12 protein-coding genes and 1 pseudogene are annotated in these 15,001 nt (G+C 63.2%); 3 read left to right on the top strand and 10 right to left on the bottom strand.

Going from position 1 to position 15,001, the window contains the following annotated elements:
* Positions 1 to 62 precede the first annotated feature (62 nt).
* Positions 63 to 1,070 (bottom strand): GTP 3',8-cyclase MoaA, encoded by a 1,008-nt coding sequence (gene moaA, locus N4R57_13670; protein ID UYV36078.1) that lies wholly within the window; start codon positions 1,068 to 1,070, stop codon positions 63 to 65.
* Between the two features lie 259 nt (positions 1,071 to 1,329).
* On the opposite strand from moaA, the gene N4R57_13665 reads away from it, so the two are divergent.
* The gene (locus N4R57_13665) at positions 1,330 to 1,662 is read left to right on the top strand and encodes a D-galactarate dehydratase (GenBank protein ID UYV36077.1); all 333 of its coding nucleotides are present in this window, start codon (positions 1,330 to 1,332) and stop codon (positions 1,660 to 1,662) included.
* A 263-nt stretch (positions 1,663 to 1,925) separates the two neighbouring features.
* Here N4R57_13665 and N4R57_13660 read toward each other — a convergent pair whose 3' ends face one another.
* From N4R57_13660 to glmU, 3 genes and pseudogenes are all read right to left on the bottom strand, one after another.
* The gene (locus N4R57_13660; protein ID UYV36076.1) at positions 1,926 to 2,603 is read right to left on the bottom strand and encodes a DNA alkylation repair protein; all 678 of its coding nucleotides are present in this window, start codon (positions 2,601 to 2,603) and stop codon (positions 1,926 to 1,928) included.
* Positions 2,600 to 4,421: pseudogene (gene glmS, locus N4R57_13655) on the bottom strand (glutamine--fructose-6-phosphate transaminase (isomerizing)). The gene N4R57_13660 and the pseudogene glmS overlap by 4 nt, the downstream one beginning before the upstream one ends.
* Positions 4,422 to 5,780 carry a bifunctional UDP-N-acetylglucosamine diphosphorylase/glucosamine-1-phosphate N-acetyltransferase GlmU gene (gene glmU, locus N4R57_13650; GenBank protein ID UYV36075.1) on the bottom strand — a complete coding sequence of 453 codons (1,359 nt, stop codon included), beginning with the start codon at positions 5,778 to 5,780 and terminating at the stop codon, positions 4,422 to 4,424.
* Between the two features lie 140 nt (positions 5,781 to 5,920).
* Here glmU and N4R57_13645 point away from each other — a divergent pair, with 140 nt between their 5' ends.
* Positions 5,921 to 6,583: an HAD-IA family hydrolase gene (locus N4R57_13645; GenBank protein UYV36074.1), complete on the top strand. Its 663-nt coding sequence runs from the start codon at positions 5,921 to 5,923 to the stop codon at positions 6,581 to 6,583.
* A gap of 104 nt (positions 6,584 to 6,687) precedes the next feature.
* Here N4R57_13645 and N4R57_13640 read toward each other — a convergent pair whose 3' ends face one another.
* Positions 6,688 to 7,995 carry an MmgE/PrpD family protein gene (locus N4R57_13640; protein ID UYV36073.1) on the bottom strand — a complete coding sequence of 436 codons (1,308 nt, stop codon included), beginning with the start codon at positions 7,993 to 7,995 and terminating at the stop codon, positions 6,688 to 6,690.
* 106 nt (positions 7,996 to 8,101) lie between these two features.
* On the opposite strand from N4R57_13640, the gene N4R57_13635 reads away from it, so the two are divergent.
* The gene (locus tag N4R57_13635) at positions 8,102 to 9,298 is read left to right on the top strand and encodes a DegT/DnrJ/EryC1/StrS family aminotransferase (protein ID UYV36072.1); all 1,197 of its coding nucleotides are present in this window, start codon (positions 8,102 to 8,104) and stop codon (positions 9,296 to 9,298) included.
* Positions 9,299 to 9,440: 142 nt separating this feature from the next.
* On the opposite strand, the gene N4R57_13630 is transcribed toward N4R57_13635, so the two are convergent.
* The 5 genes from N4R57_13630 to thrS all read right to left on the bottom strand — a co-directional run bounded on the left by N4R57_13630 (position 9,441) and on the right by thrS (position 14,719).
* Positions 9,441 to 9,995, bottom strand: a complete 555-nt coding sequence (locus N4R57_13630) for a DoxX family membrane protein (protein ID UYV36071.1) — start codon at positions 9,993 to 9,995, stop codon at positions 9,441 to 9,443.
* On the bottom strand, positions 9,992 to 10,750 hold the full coding sequence (locus tag N4R57_13625) for a putative DNA-binding domain-containing protein (GenBank protein UYV36070.1): 759 nt from the start codon (positions 10,748 to 10,750) through the stop codon (positions 9,992 to 9,994). Before N4R57_13625 ends, N4R57_13630 begins: the two co-directional genes overlap by 4 nt.
* 264 nt (positions 10,751 to 11,014) lie before the next feature.
* Positions 11,015 to 11,869, bottom strand: a complete 855-nt coding sequence (locus N4R57_13620; GenBank protein ID UYV36069.1) for a DUF692 domain-containing protein — start codon at positions 11,867 to 11,869, stop codon at positions 11,015 to 11,017.
* An 87-nt stretch (positions 11,870 to 11,956) separates the two neighbouring features.
* Positions 11,957 to 12,259 (bottom strand): DUF2282 domain-containing protein, encoded by a 303-nt coding sequence (locus N4R57_13615; protein UYV36068.1) that lies wholly within the window; start codon positions 12,257 to 12,259, stop codon positions 11,957 to 11,959.
* Positions 12,260 to 12,739: 480 nt separating this feature from the next.
* The gene (gene thrS, locus N4R57_13610; protein UYV36067.1) at positions 12,740 to 14,719 is read right to left on the bottom strand and encodes a threonine--tRNA ligase; all 1,980 of its coding nucleotides are present in this window, start codon (positions 14,717 to 14,719) and stop codon (positions 12,740 to 12,742) included.
* Positions 14,720 to 15,001: the final 282 nt, after the last annotated feature.

The following is a 15,001-nucleotide window of genomic DNA, read 5'->3' as shown; positions in this document are numbered from 1 at the left end:
CCTTGGGTCAAGCCTGAGGCGGCATTTTTTATCCGAATTTCAAGGGGCAGTAGCGGAGCGTTCTAGCCGCCAGTGTGGCTCATGTGGCGGGTCATGGTGCCGGCGACGTTCTGGCGCGAATAGTCGAAATCGTGGCCCTTTGGCTTGCGCTCGATCGCGGCGCGAATCGCGTCTTCGAGGGGCACGTCGGTTTCCGAAGCCCGCAGAGGCGCGCGCAGGTCGGCCATGTCTTCTTGTCCGAGGCACATGTAAAGCTCTCCGGTGCAGGTCAGGCGGACACGATTGCAGCTTTCGCAGAAATTATGCGTTAGCGGCGTGATGAAGCCTATCTTCTGACCGGTTTCCTCAAGCTTAACATAGCGGGCGGGGCCGCCGGTGCGTTCGGCAAGGTCGGTCAGCGTGTAGTGATTCGACAGCGTCTTGCGCAGATCCTCGAGCGGCCAGTATTGGCCGAGGCGGTCGTCGGCGCCGATGTCTTCGCCCATCGGCATCACCTCGATCCACGTGAGATCCATATCGCGTGAGGCGCACCATTGGGTGATCGAGACCAACTCATCCTCATTAAAGCCCTTGAGCGCGACGGCGTTCAGCTTGACACGCAGGCCGGCGTCCTGAGCGGCGTCGATGCCGCGGATGACGTTTTCAAGCTTGCCCCAGCGGGTGATGCGGGCGAATTTTTCGGGGTCGAGCGTGTCGAGCGAGATGTTGACGCGGCGCACGCCTGCGCTTGCCAAGTCCTTGGCAAAGCGGTGCAATTGGCTGCCATTGGTGGTCAGCGTCAGCTCTTTCAGCGCGCCGCTTTCAAGGTGGCGCGACATGGATTGAAAGTAGGACATGATGCCCCGGCGCACCAAGGGTTCACCGCCGGTGATGCGCAGTTTTTCAACGCCAAGGCGGATGAACGCGCTGCTGAGGCGGTCAAGCTCTTCGAGGGTGAGCAGGTCGCGTTTGGGCAGGAATGTCATGTTTTCCGACATGCAATAGGTGCAGCGGAAATCGCAACGGTCCGTCACCGAGAGGCGAAGGTATGAAATCGGGCGCTGGAATGGGTCGATCAGGGGTGCTGTCATGATCCCGCGAGACTAGGCTCCGGCGAAGGGTCGCGCAAGGGGGCTCAAGAGAGATTGATAGCGCCACAAGAAGGGCATAGGTTGGGGGCATGAAACATGAGATTGGTGCGATGACGGTGTTGGTGACCCTTGCGGGATGCGCGGGGGTTATGCAGAAAAGTCAAACGGATAGCCCGGTTTTGGACGGGGCGGGACAAGTGCGCCCGGTGGCCCGGCCAGCGGGGGAGGCGCGGCGAAGCCGCCCGCCGGAGCGCGCACCGTGGCGCAGTTTGACACCACGACAACGCAAGAAAAGCAAGCCGCCGAGGCCGCCGCCAAAAAGGCGCAGAGCAGCGGGCAGGGCAAGTTGCTGGGGCGCACCGTCGCGTCGTTGGGCGATCCGAGCGATCCGGGGATCTGGATAAAAACGCCATTGGTTTCAAAGCCTTCCAAGGGGCGGGTGGTGTATCCGGCGAATGGCAAAGCGGTGCAATTGGAGTTGATCCCGATCGAGGGGCCAGCGACGGCGGGAAGCCGTATGTCATTGGCCGCGCTCAGGGTCATTGAAGCGCCGTTGACCGAATTGCCGGAAGTGGATGTTTACAGCGAGTAAACGCGCCGTTCAGGCGGGTTAATGGCGCGAAGCATGCATGCGGTCAGGGGGGTGACTCTCGGCTGACATCCGGCTGACTCCCGGCTGCCGGTTGTGGCGCAAAAGGTTAACGGCGGATTCAGTTAATGCAGCGCGCGGTGGGCGAATTCCGTCGCGGAATTCGGTCAAAATTTCTTTGAGAAATTTTGGGTGATACGGCTGCGGGTGGGCGGTGAAAATCCTCGAAGGATTTTTGACCGTTTTTCGTGACGAAAAACGGCCCGTTAGGGCAGTTTGCGAGCGGCGTCTTTGCGGGCGAAGGGTTTCATTCGCGCGCCATAGGTGTCGAGAAAGGCAACGGTGCGCGCGGGGTCGTGTTTGGAGAGGTCGCGTAGCCACCAAGACACCGACTTTTGAATGAACCAGTCCGGGTCATCGACGTAACCGGCGGCCCATCCCAGCACCCGGTCTCGGATGGCGAGGTCTGCCGCTTTTGGGTGGTTCTGTTTTGTCCACGGCAGGGTGATGACGAGCGCTGCTCGGCGGGTCCACATGTGCTCGGACTTGGTCCAGCCTTCGACCGTGTCAATGCGTGCGGGATCGGCGAGCAGGCGCTTCTGACCGGCCATGCAGGCGTGATCGGCGATGGCCCAGCTGTCAAATTGCGGCACCCAGCTTTGGATCAGCTCCCACGCGCCTTGGTCGGGGCGCAGGCGGGCTTGGGTCAGCAATTTGGCGGCGGCGATGCGGGCCTCGAAAATATCGCTGTTCCACAGATCGCGGGCGAGGGCGGTTCGCGCCTCGACCTCAAGAGTTTGACGCCAGGATTGGGTCAGCGCGTTCAGCGCCGGGTTGGGGATACCCAGAACGACGCGGGTTTGCTTGTGATATTTTGCCTGCCCCTCGGCGCGGCCGGGTTCGATATGGGCATGCAGGGCGGCGAGGGCGTCATCAAGCGTCATTCTACGGTCACCGATTTAGCGAGGTTGCGGGGTTGGTCGACGTCGGTGCCTTTGGCGACGGCGGTGTGATAGGCCAGAAGCTGTGCCGGCAGGGCATAGAGGATGGGCGCGAGCACATCGGAAATTTGCGGCATCACGAGGGTGATCCAAGCGTCGCCCGAGGCTTCGCCCGCCCCCGCTTTGTCGGTGATCAGGATGACCTTGCCACCGCGGGCGATGACCTCTTGCATGTTCGAGGTGGTCTTGTCGAACAAGCCGTCGCGCGGGGCCATGACGACCACCGGGACTTGGGTGTCGATCAAGGCGATGGGGCCGTGCTTGAGCTCGCCTGAAGCATAAGCTTCGGCGTGTATATAGCTGATTTCTTTCAGTTTCAGCGCGCCTTCCAGCGCGAGCGGATACATCAATCCGCGCCCAAGAAAGAGCACATCACGGGCATCGGCCAATTGCTGCGCGGCATTGGCCATGGCGCTGGTGTCTTGCAGAGCCGTGTTGAAGGCGGCGGGCAGGCCGCGCAATTGCGACAGGTGGTCGGCCAGTGTTTCGGCGTCCATCACGCCGCGATCATGGGCGGCCTTGAGCGCGAGCAGCAGCAACACGGTGAGCTGGCAGGTGAACGCCTTGGTCGAGGCGACGCCGATTTCAGCGCCGGCATGGATGGGCAGGGCGACATCGCTTTCGCGCGCGATCGAGCTTTCGGGGACGTTGACCACCGAGAGGATCGTGGCAGCGCGCCCGTTGCAAAAGCGCAAGGCCGCGAGCGTGTCGGCGGTTTCGCCCGATTGCGAGACAAAGAGCGCGGCGGTGCGTGCCGGGATGGGCGGTTCGCGGTAGCGGAACTCGGACGCGATATCGACATCGACGGGGATGCCGACGATTTGCTCGAACCAGTATTTCGCCGTGAGACAGGCGTAAAACGCCGTGCCACAAGCGACCATGGTGAGGCGGTCGATCGCGGTGAAGTCAATGTCTGCCCCCGGCAGGGTAATGCTCTGCCCGTCAGCGGACAGGTACTGCGCCAGCGCCGCGCCGATCACGGCGGGTTGTTCGGCGATCTCCTTGGCCATGAAGTGCTTGTGCCCGGCCTTGTCGACGCGGGCGACTCGGTCTTGACCGTGCGGATTTCGCGGTTGGTGCGGGTGCCGGTCTTGTCAAATATTTCAACGCTTTGGCGGGTGACGACGGTAAAGTCGCCCTCTTCGAGATAGGTGATCCGATTTGTCATCGGCGCCAGCGCGATGGCGTCCGAGCCGATGAACATTTCGCCATCTCCGTGGCCGATGGCCAAGGGCGAGCCTTGGCGGGCCGCAATCAGCAGGTCGTCTTCGCCGTCAAACAGAAAGCAGAGCGCATAGGCGCCGTGCAGTCGCGAGACGGTTTTGGCGGCGGCATCACGCGGCGAGAGCCCCTCGGTCAGGTAATGCTGGGTCAGAAGGGCGATGGTTTCGGTATCGGTTTCGGTGACAAATCCGATGCCTTTGGCGGCCAGCTCGGTGCGGATCTCACGAAAGTTTTCGATGATGCCATTGTGGACCACCGCAACAGAGCCGGCGCGATGCGGGTGGGCGTTATCGACCGTGGGCGCGCCATGGGTGGCCCAGCGGGTGTGGCCGATGCCAGCCTTGCCCGCCAGCGGATCAACCACCAGCAAATCCGAAAGGTTCACCAGCTTGCCCACAGCCCGGCGGCGGGCAAGGGTGCCGTTGTTCAGGGTCGCGATCCCGGCGCTGTCATACCCGCGGTATTCAAGGCGTTTTAACGCCTCGACCAGAAGGGGGCCGCCTCGTGATTGCCCAGAACGCCGATGATCCCGCACATTTAGCTATCCTCATCTTTCGATTGCCGGGCCTTTTTGGCCTTGAGCATCTGCATGAATTTGCGCGCAAATCCGGGCTTGATCTGTGCCTCGGCGCGCCCGATGACCATGGCGCCGTCGGGCACGTCGCCGGTAAAGACGGTGCCGGTGGCGGTCATCGCTTCGTCCCCAAGGGTGGCCGGGGCGATGAACATCGTGTTGGAGCCAACAAAGGCGCGCGCGCCGATGGTTGTGCGGTGTTTCATCACGCCGTCGTAGTTACAGGTGATGGTGCCTGCGCCGATATTGCTGGCCTCGCCAACATCGGCATCGCCGATATAGCTGAGGTGGTTGGCCTTGGCCCCGGCGGCGAGGGTGGCGTTTTTGATCTCGACAAAATTGCCGATGTGCACGTCTTCGGAGAGTTCGGCACCGGGGCGCAGGCGGGCATAGGGGCCGATGACGCCGCCGCGCGAGACATGGCAGCCTTCGAGGTGCGAAAAAGCGCGGATATGGGCGCCGGTTTCGACGGTCACACCGGGGCCGAACACCACGTTGGGTTCGATCACCGTATCGCGCCCGATCACGGTGTCATGGGCGAAAAAGACCGTCTCTGGCGCTTCGAGCGTGACGCCGTTTTCAAGCGCCTCAGCGCGGGCGCGCGATTGGAAGGCGGCATCGGCCTGGGCCAGTTGCGGGCGCGAATTGATGCCCATGGTTTCGGCCTCGTCACAGGTGACAGAGGTGGCCGAAAGCCCGCGCGCATTGGCGATGGCGACAATGTCGGTGAGGTAGTACTCGCCGCTGGCGTTGTCATTGGAGACGTCGGCCAGCAGGGAAAAGAGCGTTCCGGCGTCGACCATGATAACGCCGGAATTACAAAGGATTATGGCGCGTTCATCATCCGATGCGTCTTTGAACTCAACGATCTTTTCAAGCCGGTCTCCAGACATGACAAGGCGGCCATAGCGGCCGGGATCGGCGGCCTCAAACCCCAGCACCACCACATCATGGGCGGCGCGGGCGGCGGCCATATCAGCGAGCGTTTCGGGGCGGATGAACGGCGTATCACCATAGAGCACGATGGCGTCGCCGGTGAACCCTTTGAGGGTGTCTTCGGCCATTTGAACCGCGTGGCCGGTGCCGTGCTGTTCCTCTTGCAACACAACCTCGGCGTTCTCGTCAAACGCACGGGCGGCGGCGGCGACCTGCTCGGCCCCGTGACCGGCGACGACCACCGTGCGATCGGGGGCAAAGCCCGCGCCGGATTTCATTGCGTGAACCAACAGAGGCGCGCCAGCGACTTTGTGCAGGACTTTGGGAAGGTCGGAATTCATCCGTGTGCCCATGCCAGCGGCGAGGACGATCAAGGCGGTGCTCATCAAGGTTTCTCTTGTTATTTTCGGTGTGGCCCGTTTTATCCGGTTACGGGCGTGTGGCAAGGGGCGGGGCGTTCAACATAGATTGCGGACTGTAACGCAGGGCGGCGGAAAAGCGCCGGAGGCGGCGCAAAGGAGAGCAGATGAGAACGGTGATTTTCGACCTTGATGGCACGTTGGCGGACACCAGCGGCGATTTGATCGCGGCGGCGAATGCGTGTTTTCGCGCGTTGGGCGCGGGCGATGTGCTGGACGCGGGCCGCGATGCAGGCACGGCGCTGCGCGGCGGCAAGGCGATGCTGCGGCTGGGGCTGGGGCGGATCGGCACGGCCGATGAGGCCGAGATCGACCGCTGGTATCCGCAGCTGTTAGAGGCCTACGCCGGCGAGATCGACCGCCACACGGTGCTCTATCCCGGTGCGATGGAGGCCGTCGAGGCGTTGAAAACCGAAGGGTTCGGCGTCGGGATTTGCACCAACAAACCCGAAGGACTGGCCGATCAGCTGTTGCAGGGCTTGGGCGTGCGCGATGCCTTCGCGGCGCTGGTCGGGGCGGATACCTTGCCGGTGCGCAAGCCAGATCCCGAGCCATTGTTCGAAGCGGCCCGGCGGGCGGGCGGCGATCCGGCGCGTTGCCTGTTGGTGGGCGACAGCGACACCGACCGCAACACCGCGCGCGCAGCCGGGGTGCCAAGCATCCTTGTGACCTTCGGCCCCTCGGGCGAGGATATGGCCGCGCTCAACCCGGAAGCCTTGCTTGAGCGATACGAAGACCTGCCGGGCGTGGTGGCGCGTCTGCTGGCCTGAGGCTTGCGCTCTGTGTCTTCATCTGACCAAAAATATCCCGGGGAGCGCGAGGGGCTGGCCCCTCGCTCCCGTCCCAACCACAGGCGCACCCCTCCAAACCGGCCTCAGGTCGGCGCCATGAGCAATTGCCCAAGGTCGGCGTAGGGCCGCGTTTCAAGCGTTGCAATCGTGGTTTCAATCGCCTCGGCGCGGGCGGGGCCGAGGATGGGCGTGGCATAGGCGCGGTATTTGGCCTCGAGATCGGCGGCGCGGGGCGGATTTTGCGGGCCCCAACGCGGTTCTATCCAGTCGGTCTTGAGCCGTGCGCCATTGCGCAGACCAAGGCTGACGCGGGCGAAGCGCTGCTGCGGGAAATAAGCATTGGCGTGGGCATGTTCGCGCATGACCGTGGCCTGTGACAGGCGTAGGGTCTCGCTCTCTTGCAGGGCCTCATCGCGCAGATGTTCGGGGCGGATATCGCCATGGACCAGCGCCAGAGCACAGGGGAAAGAGGTAGAATATTGCGCCTCTTCGGTGGTTTTGGGGCTGGCAGTGGCGAGGCGCACAGCCTCGTGAAAGGTTTCGATCTCGATGCTGGCGACATCGCTGGCGGCGACGCCATGGGCAGAGCGCAGGGCAAGCAGCGCCTCAACCGGGCCTTGGACCCAGCGGCAGACCGGCCAGGGTTTGTAGTATTGCTCGCTCACGTACCAACGCGCGCCAAGGTCGCCCCAGTGGTCCTGCGCCTGTTCGGTGATCAGCGACGGCGCGCCGGTAAAGCCCGATTGTGCAAGCAGCGCGGCGGACACGCCCGCCATCGCGCCCCAGCCAGAGCCGTCTTTGACCATAGTAGGATGGTCGATGCAGCGCATCATCTGGCTGCGGGGCCCGTGGTATTCGGCGATGCCAAGGGCGTGGCGGGTTTGCTGGCTGTCGAGCTTGAGCAGCCGCGCACCAGCGGCGGCGGCGGTGACCGCCCCCCATGAGCCGGAGGTATGATAATCGGGCGCGGTGGCATGTTGCGCCACCGAGGCGCGCGCGCCGAATTCATAGCCCATCGCGAGGGCGGTCAAAAACGCACCCCCCGAAAGGTCAGCCGGCGCAAGCGCTAGGAGCGCGGGCAGCAGCGGACAGCCGATATGCCCCTTGGCCGGATTAAAACCGTCGTGACCATCAAGGCTGTCGATACGCATACCCGCCGCAAGGGCAACGCCCGCAGCCGAGGCGCTTCTTGGGTCAAACAGCATCGGCTGGACGCCTGCGAATTGGTGCGCCGCATGGGCGGCGATCAGCTCGGTCAGGCGGGTGGTTTGGGCGGCGGCGGCGATCGCGGTAAGGTCAAGCAGGTTGAGCCGCGTCATCACTTGCGCATCTGCGGGCAGGTCGCTCCAGTTGCACTCGTGGATAAAAGCGATGGGGTCGGGATGGCTCATAGAAACAGTGTGCACGGGTTTGGCGCTGTTTCCTTGGACATTTGCGTCAATTCACCGGGCGGGATGCGACATTGACGGGCACGCGGGCGCGGCGCATTAAGGCGGCATGGAAAAGTTTGATGGCAATTTCACGCAGCAGGAACCAATCCCGGATGAGGCCATTGAGGCCGCCGTCAGGGTGATGAAAACCGGGCGTTTGCACCGCTATAACGTCGCCGAGGGCGAGGCCGGAGAGGTCGCCTTGTTGGAGCAGGAGTTCGCCGAGGCGATGGGGGCGAAATACTGTCTCGCCGTGGCGTCGGGGGGCTATGCGCTGGCCTGTGCCTTGCGGGCCTTGGGGGTGGCGCCGGGCGACCGGGTGTTGACCAATGCCTTCACGCTGGCCCCGGTGCCCGGCGCGATTGCGAGCGTGGGCGCGGTGCCGGTGTTTGTCGGGGTGAGCGAGGCGCTGACCATTGATCTTGAGGATCTTGAGGCGCAGGCGGCCAAGGGGCAGGCGAAGATCTTGATGCTGAGCCATATGCGCGGCCATCTAGCGGATATGGACCGGGTGATGGAGATTTGCACCGCCCATGGTGTGCAGGTGATCGAGGATTGCGCCCACACGATGGGCGCGCGGTGGCGCGGGCGGTTGAGCGGCACGGATGGGGTGATCGGCTGCTATTCGACACAGACCTACAAACATCTCAATTCTGGCGAGGGAGGCTTTCTTGTCACTGATGACGAGGAGGTCGCGGCGCGGGCGGTGATGCTGTCGGGGTCCTATATGCTTTATGAGCGGCATCTCGCGGCGCCATCGCCAGAGGTGTTCGAGCGGGTGAAATATGACACGCCGAATGTGTCGGGGCGGATGGATCATTTGCGGGCGGCGATTTTGCGGCCTCAGTTGCGGCGGCTTGAGGCGCAATGCGAGGCGTGGAATGCGCGGTATCGCGTGGTCGAGGAGGGGCTGCGCGGGGTGGCGGGGCTTGGCGTGGTCGAGCGGCCGGAAGAGGAGTATTTCGTTGGCTCGTCGATCCAGTTTTTGCTGTTGGATTGGGCGGATGAGAAGATCGCGGAGTTGCGGGCCCGCTGTGCGGCAAGAGGCGTTGAGTTGAAGTGGTTCGGCGGGGCGGAGCCCGAAGGGTTTACCAGCCGCTATGACTCTTGGCGCTATGTGAAGGCCGAGCGGATGCCGGTGAGCGATCGGGTCTTGCGGGCGATCATGGATATGCGCTTGCCGCTGACCTTTACGCTTGAGGAATGTGCGTTGATTGCGCGGATCATCCGGTCAGAGGTGAGCGCGGTTTATCAGGGCGGATAAGCGGCGTTTGCACGGCGCGGCGCGCGCGTGATCAGGCCGCCTGCGCGGCTTGCTACGGTTTCAGCAGGCGAGAGGGCTTATGTGGCCGGGCTGGAGAGGGCCCGTCTGGCGGGGGTCCGTATGACGAGGGCCCGGCTGGCGTTTAGGTTTCGGCGGGTTTGGGTTTGAGCAGGCGATCCAGCGACAGCGGGCCTGCGCCTTTGATCACGAGGATCACGAGGAGGAACAGCCACAAGCTGCGCTGATCCATCAGCAGCGAGGAGGCGCCGTTGTCGAACCACGCGCCGATGGTGGCGGGTTCGTTGATGACGCCGTGGCCGTAGAGATCGGTCAGGGTTTGGACGGCGAGAAAACCGATCATGCCGAGCGCGGCGAGACGGGTGAAGAGCCCAAGCAGCAGTAGCAGCGGCAGGATGAATTCGGCCCATGTGCCGGCCAGCGCAATCAGCCAGTGGAGCAGGCCGAATTTAGAGGTGTCGTATTCATAGGCCTCGGCCAGTTTCGGGAAAATCTGGAAATAGGCGCTGGTGGGGTCGAGGAAGCCGAAGACCCCGTCTCCGATCTTGGTGAGGGCCGATTTCCAGAAATACATCAGCAGCACGGCGGCAAAGAGGAAGCGCGCCAGTGTGGGGACCAACCAGTCGGCTTTTTCAAGGCGTGTGGTGGTGGAGTTATAGATTGAAAACAAGGTGTTCATGGCTGATCCTCAAGTGTTACATCCGCAAGGGCGTTGTCCTGCAAGAGCAGCGACAAGAGCGCGGAGAGGTCGAAATCGGGGGTGGTTTCGGTGGCTGCGGCGGCGGCGCTGCCGAGGGTTTCACCAGACAGGAGAGCGGCGATAAATGTGCCGCCTCCTGCGGGTAGAAGGCGCGGGAGCGGGTCGTAATCGGGGCGGGTGACAAGCACGTTTTGGCCGTCATGCGGCGGCTGGGGGGCGTCGTCACGGGTGTTAAACTCATAGATGCCATGGATCGGCCAGCGCGAGCGCACAAGCTGCACCGGCGGCGCGAGGGTGAGGCGCAGGCGGGGCAGATCGTCGGGGGCGGTGGTCGAGAAAATGCTGGCATCAACAGGCGCGGCATCGGCGGCGTGGTAGCTTTGCACAAGGGCGCGTTCCAGACGCGCGGTATCGGGCAGGTAGGCGAGCTGTGCGAGCGGCTCGAACCCGTCAAGGAAGCTTGGGAACCCCGCCCCATAGCGCGACAGGATGGGCGAGGATGGCGGGTGGGCGCGCAGGTACGTGATGGCGAGCGTGCGGAAGTTTTCCGGCCCGATCAGTTTGCGGATCACCGGGAAGGTTTGCTCCAAGGCTTCGCTCAGGGAGGCGGTGACATTGTTGCGATAGACCGAGAAGCGCGCGCCGGCGGGCTGACCGCTCCCGTCGAGGAGGCCGGGGGGAACGGCGCGTTCGGGATCGAGCAGCGCGGCGCGGAAGGTTGTTTGATCGCTCATGACAGAGAGCTTTCGGGTGGGAAATTCTCGGTGGTGAGGTTTTGTGGGGTCGAGGGTGCGGCGGGCTGTAGGCGCAGCCTAGAGTGGGGGCCAGACAGGTTTGTCGCGCACCTTCGGTGCGACACGCCCCGTTTAAAATGGGGGCAAGCCCCCATACACAGGTTCAAGTGGGGCCCAGCCCCCACGCCCCCGGAGTATTTACAGCAAGATGAAGGGGCGGGCGGGGTGTAGGCGGGGGAGGCATGTGGGAATGCTGTTGGTTGTTCATGCCGAGACGCTTTCGAGGGCGTGGGCCGCGCGGGTGGCTTCGGCGGCGAGCACGGGCCAGTCGGGCACGTCGTTGTCCCATTCGACCAGCAAGGGGCGCGCACCGGAGCGCGTAAGCGTATAGTCGAGGAGCGCCCAGACGGGTTCATCCACTTCGCGCCCGTGGCTGTCGATCAGGAGGGGTTTGCCGTGCTCGTCCTCTTCCGTGTCATGCCCGGCGAGGTGGATTTCGCCAACCCGATCAAGCGCGAAGGCGTCGATATAGCTTTGGGGTGAGAACCCGAGGTTGGTGGCGGAGATGAAGACGTTGTTGACGTCGAGCAGCAGCCCGCAGCCGGTGCGCCGCGCGATTTCATCGAGGAAGTCGGGCTCTTCCCACGTGCTGTTGGCGAAGGCGAGGTAGGAGGAGGGGTTTTCGAGCAGCATTTGGCGGCCGATCGTCTCTTGAAGCTGGTCGATATGATCGGCGACGCGGGTGAGCGTGGCGGTGGTATAGGGCAGCGGCAGGAGGTCGTTGAGGAAGGCGCTTTCATGGGTGGACCATGCGAGGTGCTCGGAAAAGCTGGCTGGGGAGAGCCAGTCGCAGAGGTGGCGCAGGCGGGCGAGGTGCTCTGCATCTAGCGGGGCTTCGCCGCCGATGGAGAGGCCAACGCCATGCACGGACATCGGGAAGCGGTCGGCGAGGTGGCGGAGTTGTGCCAAGGGGCGGCCACCGTCGGACATGTAGTTTTCGGCATGCACTTCGAGCCAGCCGACGGGGGCGGCGTTGTGCATGATGTCGGCGTAATGTTGCGGCTTGTAGCCAACGCCGGGCGCGGGCGGCAGAGCGGAGTGACGGTTCTGGTCAAGCATGTCTGGACTCGCGGTGTGAACGGGGCGTGAACAAGGGGGTCCGGGCGGGGCATAGGGCTGGTTTCGCCCCGCCCGGACCGGAGAGGTTTAGGACGGCAGGTCGCGCTTCAGCTCGGTGAGCGAGCCCATGCGGGCTTTGCCATCGGCCATTGCGGGCAGTTCCATCGTGGTGCAGGTGCCTTTGACGACTTGTTTCCAAGCGTTGCCTTGGTAATCGACGGTCGAGGAGCCTGCGCAGGTGGTGCCGGCGCCGGCTTTGCAGTCGTTCTGACCGGCGAGGGACACGCCGTAGCATTTCTCTTTTTCGGCAGCCGAAACAGAGGTGGCGTGGGCCGTCAGAGCGGTGGCAACGGCGCCGGCGAGGGCAACGGTTTTCATCGTGTTGGACATTGGTTTCTCCCTTATGGTTGCAAAATCCGTATCGCGGTGTGCGATGGGATATTGCTAGCCGAGGGTATCACAAACGGGCCACTCACGAGGCTGTGCATCACGTGAGCGTCAGAAAAATCGTGAAGCGCGTGAGGGGATGTTTCAGCGCGATTTTTGTAAGTGGTTGAAAAGATAGGGTTTCGCGTGGCGGGTTTTGCAGGTGCAGCAAAGTGGAAACCGGGCCGTTTGTTACAGAATGCCCGCGTGGGGCGGGGCGCGATTGGTGGGTGTTGCGGGATTTGTGAGCGGATAACTGTTGTTTTGGGGCGGTTTTGCCCGGGGTTTAGGGGCGGTTTGGCTGGGGTTTGGCCGGGTTGCGCGCCGGAGTTTAGCGGGGGTGCGCTCAAGATGGGGCCATTGCTGTGCCGGTCTATCGGCCCGTTCTGCGACACATGCCGGGAGGGGGCTTGGGGCGGGTGCCCCCCTCCCGGCATGTGGGTTTTAGCGCAGGTCCGGCGGCGTGGCGTCAGCCGAGAGGCTGGCCAACACATCGTCAAGCGATTGCACCGAGGTCTGTTTCTCACCCAGACGGCGCAGGGTGAGGGTGCGGTCTTCGACCTCGCGGTGGCCGACAGCGAGGATCACCGGCACTTTGGCGAGCGAATGTTCGCGGACCTTGTAGTTGATCTTCTCGTTGCGGGTATCAACCTCGGCACGCACGCCAGCGGCGGTGAGGGCGGCGGCGACCTCATGGGCGTAGTCATCGGCCTCGGACACGATGGTGGAGACCACGACCTGACGCGGGGCGAGCCAGAAGGGGAGTTTGCCCGCGTGCTCTTCGATCAGGATACCGATGAAACGCTCGAAGCTGCCCAAAGTGGCGCGGTGCAACATATAGGGGCGGTGTTTGTCGCCATCTGCCGCGACATAGGACGCGCCGAGGCGGTCGGGCAGGTTGGGGTCAACCTGAAACGTGCCACATTGCCAGACGCGGCCAATCGCGTCGGTGAGGTAGAAGTCGAGCTTGGGACCATAGAAGGCGCCATCGCCCGGCTCTAACGTATAGTCGCGGCCCACGGCCTTGATCGCGCCTTCGAGCGCGCCTTCGACGTGATCCCAGCTTTCCTCGGACCCGACCCGTTTTTCGGGGCGGGTGGCAAAGCGGATTTCAAAGTCGGGGAAGCCGAGTTCGGCGTAGATCCCGGCGAGGAAGTCGATGAAGCGGGCGCATTCCTCCTGAATTTGATCCTCGGTACAGAAGATGTGGCCATCATCCTGTGTAAAGCCGCGCACACGCATGATGCCGTGCAGCGCGCCCGAGGGTTCAAACCGCGCACAAGAGCCGAATTCGGCCAACCGCAGGGGCAGGTCGCGATAGCTTTTGAGGCCTTGGTTGAACACCTGCACGTGGCAGGGGCAGTTCATCGGTTTGAGCGCGTTGATGCGGGTCTGCTCTTTGTTCTTGGAGGAGGCATCGTCGTTTTCACCGTCGCGGCTTTCGTCGACTTCGACGATGAACATGTGATGCTGGTATTTGTCCCAGTGGCCCGAGGCCTCCCAGAGTTTGCGGTCGACCACTTGCGGGGTGTTCACCTCTTGGTAGCCACCGGCGCGTTGTTTGCGGCGCATGTAGTCCTGAAGCTGGGTGTAGATGGTCCAGCCATTGGGGTGCCAGAACACTTGGCCGGGGGCTTCTTCCTGCATGTGGAAGAGGTCCATCTCGCGGCCCAGTTTGCGGTGGTCGCGCTTTTCGGCTTCCTCAAGGAAGTTGAGGTATTTGCGCAGGCCTTCCTTGTTCTGGAACGCCACGCCGTAGATACGTTGCAGCATGGCGCGGTTTGAATCGCCACGCCAGTAGGCACCGGCGACGCTCATCAGTTTGAAGGCATCCGCAGGCAGTTGCCCGGTGTGTTGTAGGTGCGGGCCACGGCAGAGATCCTGCCAGTCGCCATGCCAATACATGCGCAAGGGTTCGTCGCCGGGGATCGCCTCGATCAACTCGACCTTATAGGGCTCGCCGTTGTCCTCGTAGTGTTTGATCGCGCGGGGGCGGTCCCAGACTTCGGTGCGGACGGGATCGCGGGAATTGATGATGTCCTTCATCTTCTTCTCGATCGCGCCGAGGTCTTCGGGGGTGAAGGGCTCTTCGCGGTCAAAGTCGTAATACCAGCCGTTTTCGATGACCGGGCCGATGGTGACTTTGACGTCCGGCCAAAGTTCTTGCACCGCGCGGGCCATGACATGGGCGAGATCGTGGCGGATGAGTTCGAGCGCCGGCGCCTCGTCCTTCATGGTGTGGATGGCGATGGAGGCATCGGCGTCGATCGGCCATTGCAGATCGTGGTGGGCGCCGTTCACTGTGGCGCTGATCGCCTTTTTGGCCAGCGAGTTGGAGATTGACGCGGCCACGTCAGCGGGGGTGACGCCAGCGTCATAGTCGCGTGCATTGCCATCGGGAAAGGTGAGAGAGATTTGTGCCATGGTCTGGCCTCCTCGTCGGTTTGGCGCCTACGAAGCGCCCGGTTGCGGGTATGGGTTCGCGTCTGTTTGCAGCGAGGGCGCGCGGGTGTCAAGCGCGGGGTTGGATTTGGTGGGTGGCGGGCTTTGTTCGCAGCCGCTTGGGTGGCGGCTGGGGCTGCCGGAGCATCGAGGGGAGGCCCGCCCGTGGCTTCATCTGACCAGAAATATCCCGGGGAGTTTGAGGGGCTGGCCCCTCAATCCCACCAGTAGTTTGAGGGGCTGACCCCTCGTGTCTGGCGCAAG

The sequence above is a fragment of the Rhodobacteraceae bacterium D3-12 genome (genome assembly GCA_025916135.1).
In the GTDB taxonomy this organism is placed as follows: Bacteria; Pseudomonadota; Alphaproteobacteria; order Rhodobacterales; family Rhodobacteraceae; genus JAKGBX01.
The sequence above is the reverse complement of the archived record's forward strand: the minus strand, read 5'-3'. Positions and strand labels throughout refer to the sequence as shown.

Excerpts from the sequence above, each read along its gene's own strand:
- moaA (UYV36078.1), bottom strand. The coding sequence starts at position 1,070 with ATGACAGCACCCCTGATCGACCCATTCCAGCGCCCGATTTCATACCTT.
- N4R57_13660 (UYV36076.1), bottom strand. The coding sequence starts at position 2,603 with ATGACGCTTGATGACGCCCTCGCCGCCCTGCATGCCCATATCGAACCC.
- glmU (UYV36075.1), bottom strand. The coding sequence starts at position 5,780 with ATGAGCACCGCCTTGATCGTCCTCGCCGCTGGCATGGGCACACGGATG.
- N4R57_13645 (UYV36074.1), top strand. The coding sequence starts at position 5,921 with ATGAGAACGGTGATTTTCGACCTTGATGGCACGTTGGCGGACACCAGC.
- N4R57_13640 (UYV36073.1), bottom strand. The coding sequence starts at position 7,995 with ATGAGCCATCCCGACCCCATCGCTTTTATCCACGAGTGCAACTGGAGC.
- N4R57_13635 (UYV36072.1), top strand. The coding sequence starts at position 8,102 with ATGGAAAAGTTTGATGGCAATTTCACGCAGCAGGAACCAATCCCGGAT.
- N4R57_13630 (UYV36071.1), bottom strand. The coding sequence starts at position 9,995 with ATGAACACCTTGTTTTCAATCTATAACTCCACCACCACACGCCTTGAA.
- N4R57_13625 (UYV36070.1), bottom strand. The coding sequence starts at position 10,750 with ATGAGCGATCAAACAACCTTCCGCGCCGCGCTGCTCGATCCCGAACGC.
- N4R57_13620 (UYV36069.1), bottom strand. The coding sequence starts at position 11,869 with ATGCTTGACCAGAACCGTCACTCCGCTCTGCCGCCCGCGCCCGGCGTT.
- N4R57_13615 (UYV36068.1), bottom strand. The coding sequence starts at position 12,259 with ATGTCCAACACGATGAAAACCGTTGCCCTCGCCGGCGCCGTTGCCACC.
- thrS (UYV36067.1), bottom strand. The coding sequence starts at position 14,719 with ATGGCACAAATCTCTCTCACCTTTCCCGATGGCAATGCACGCGACTAT.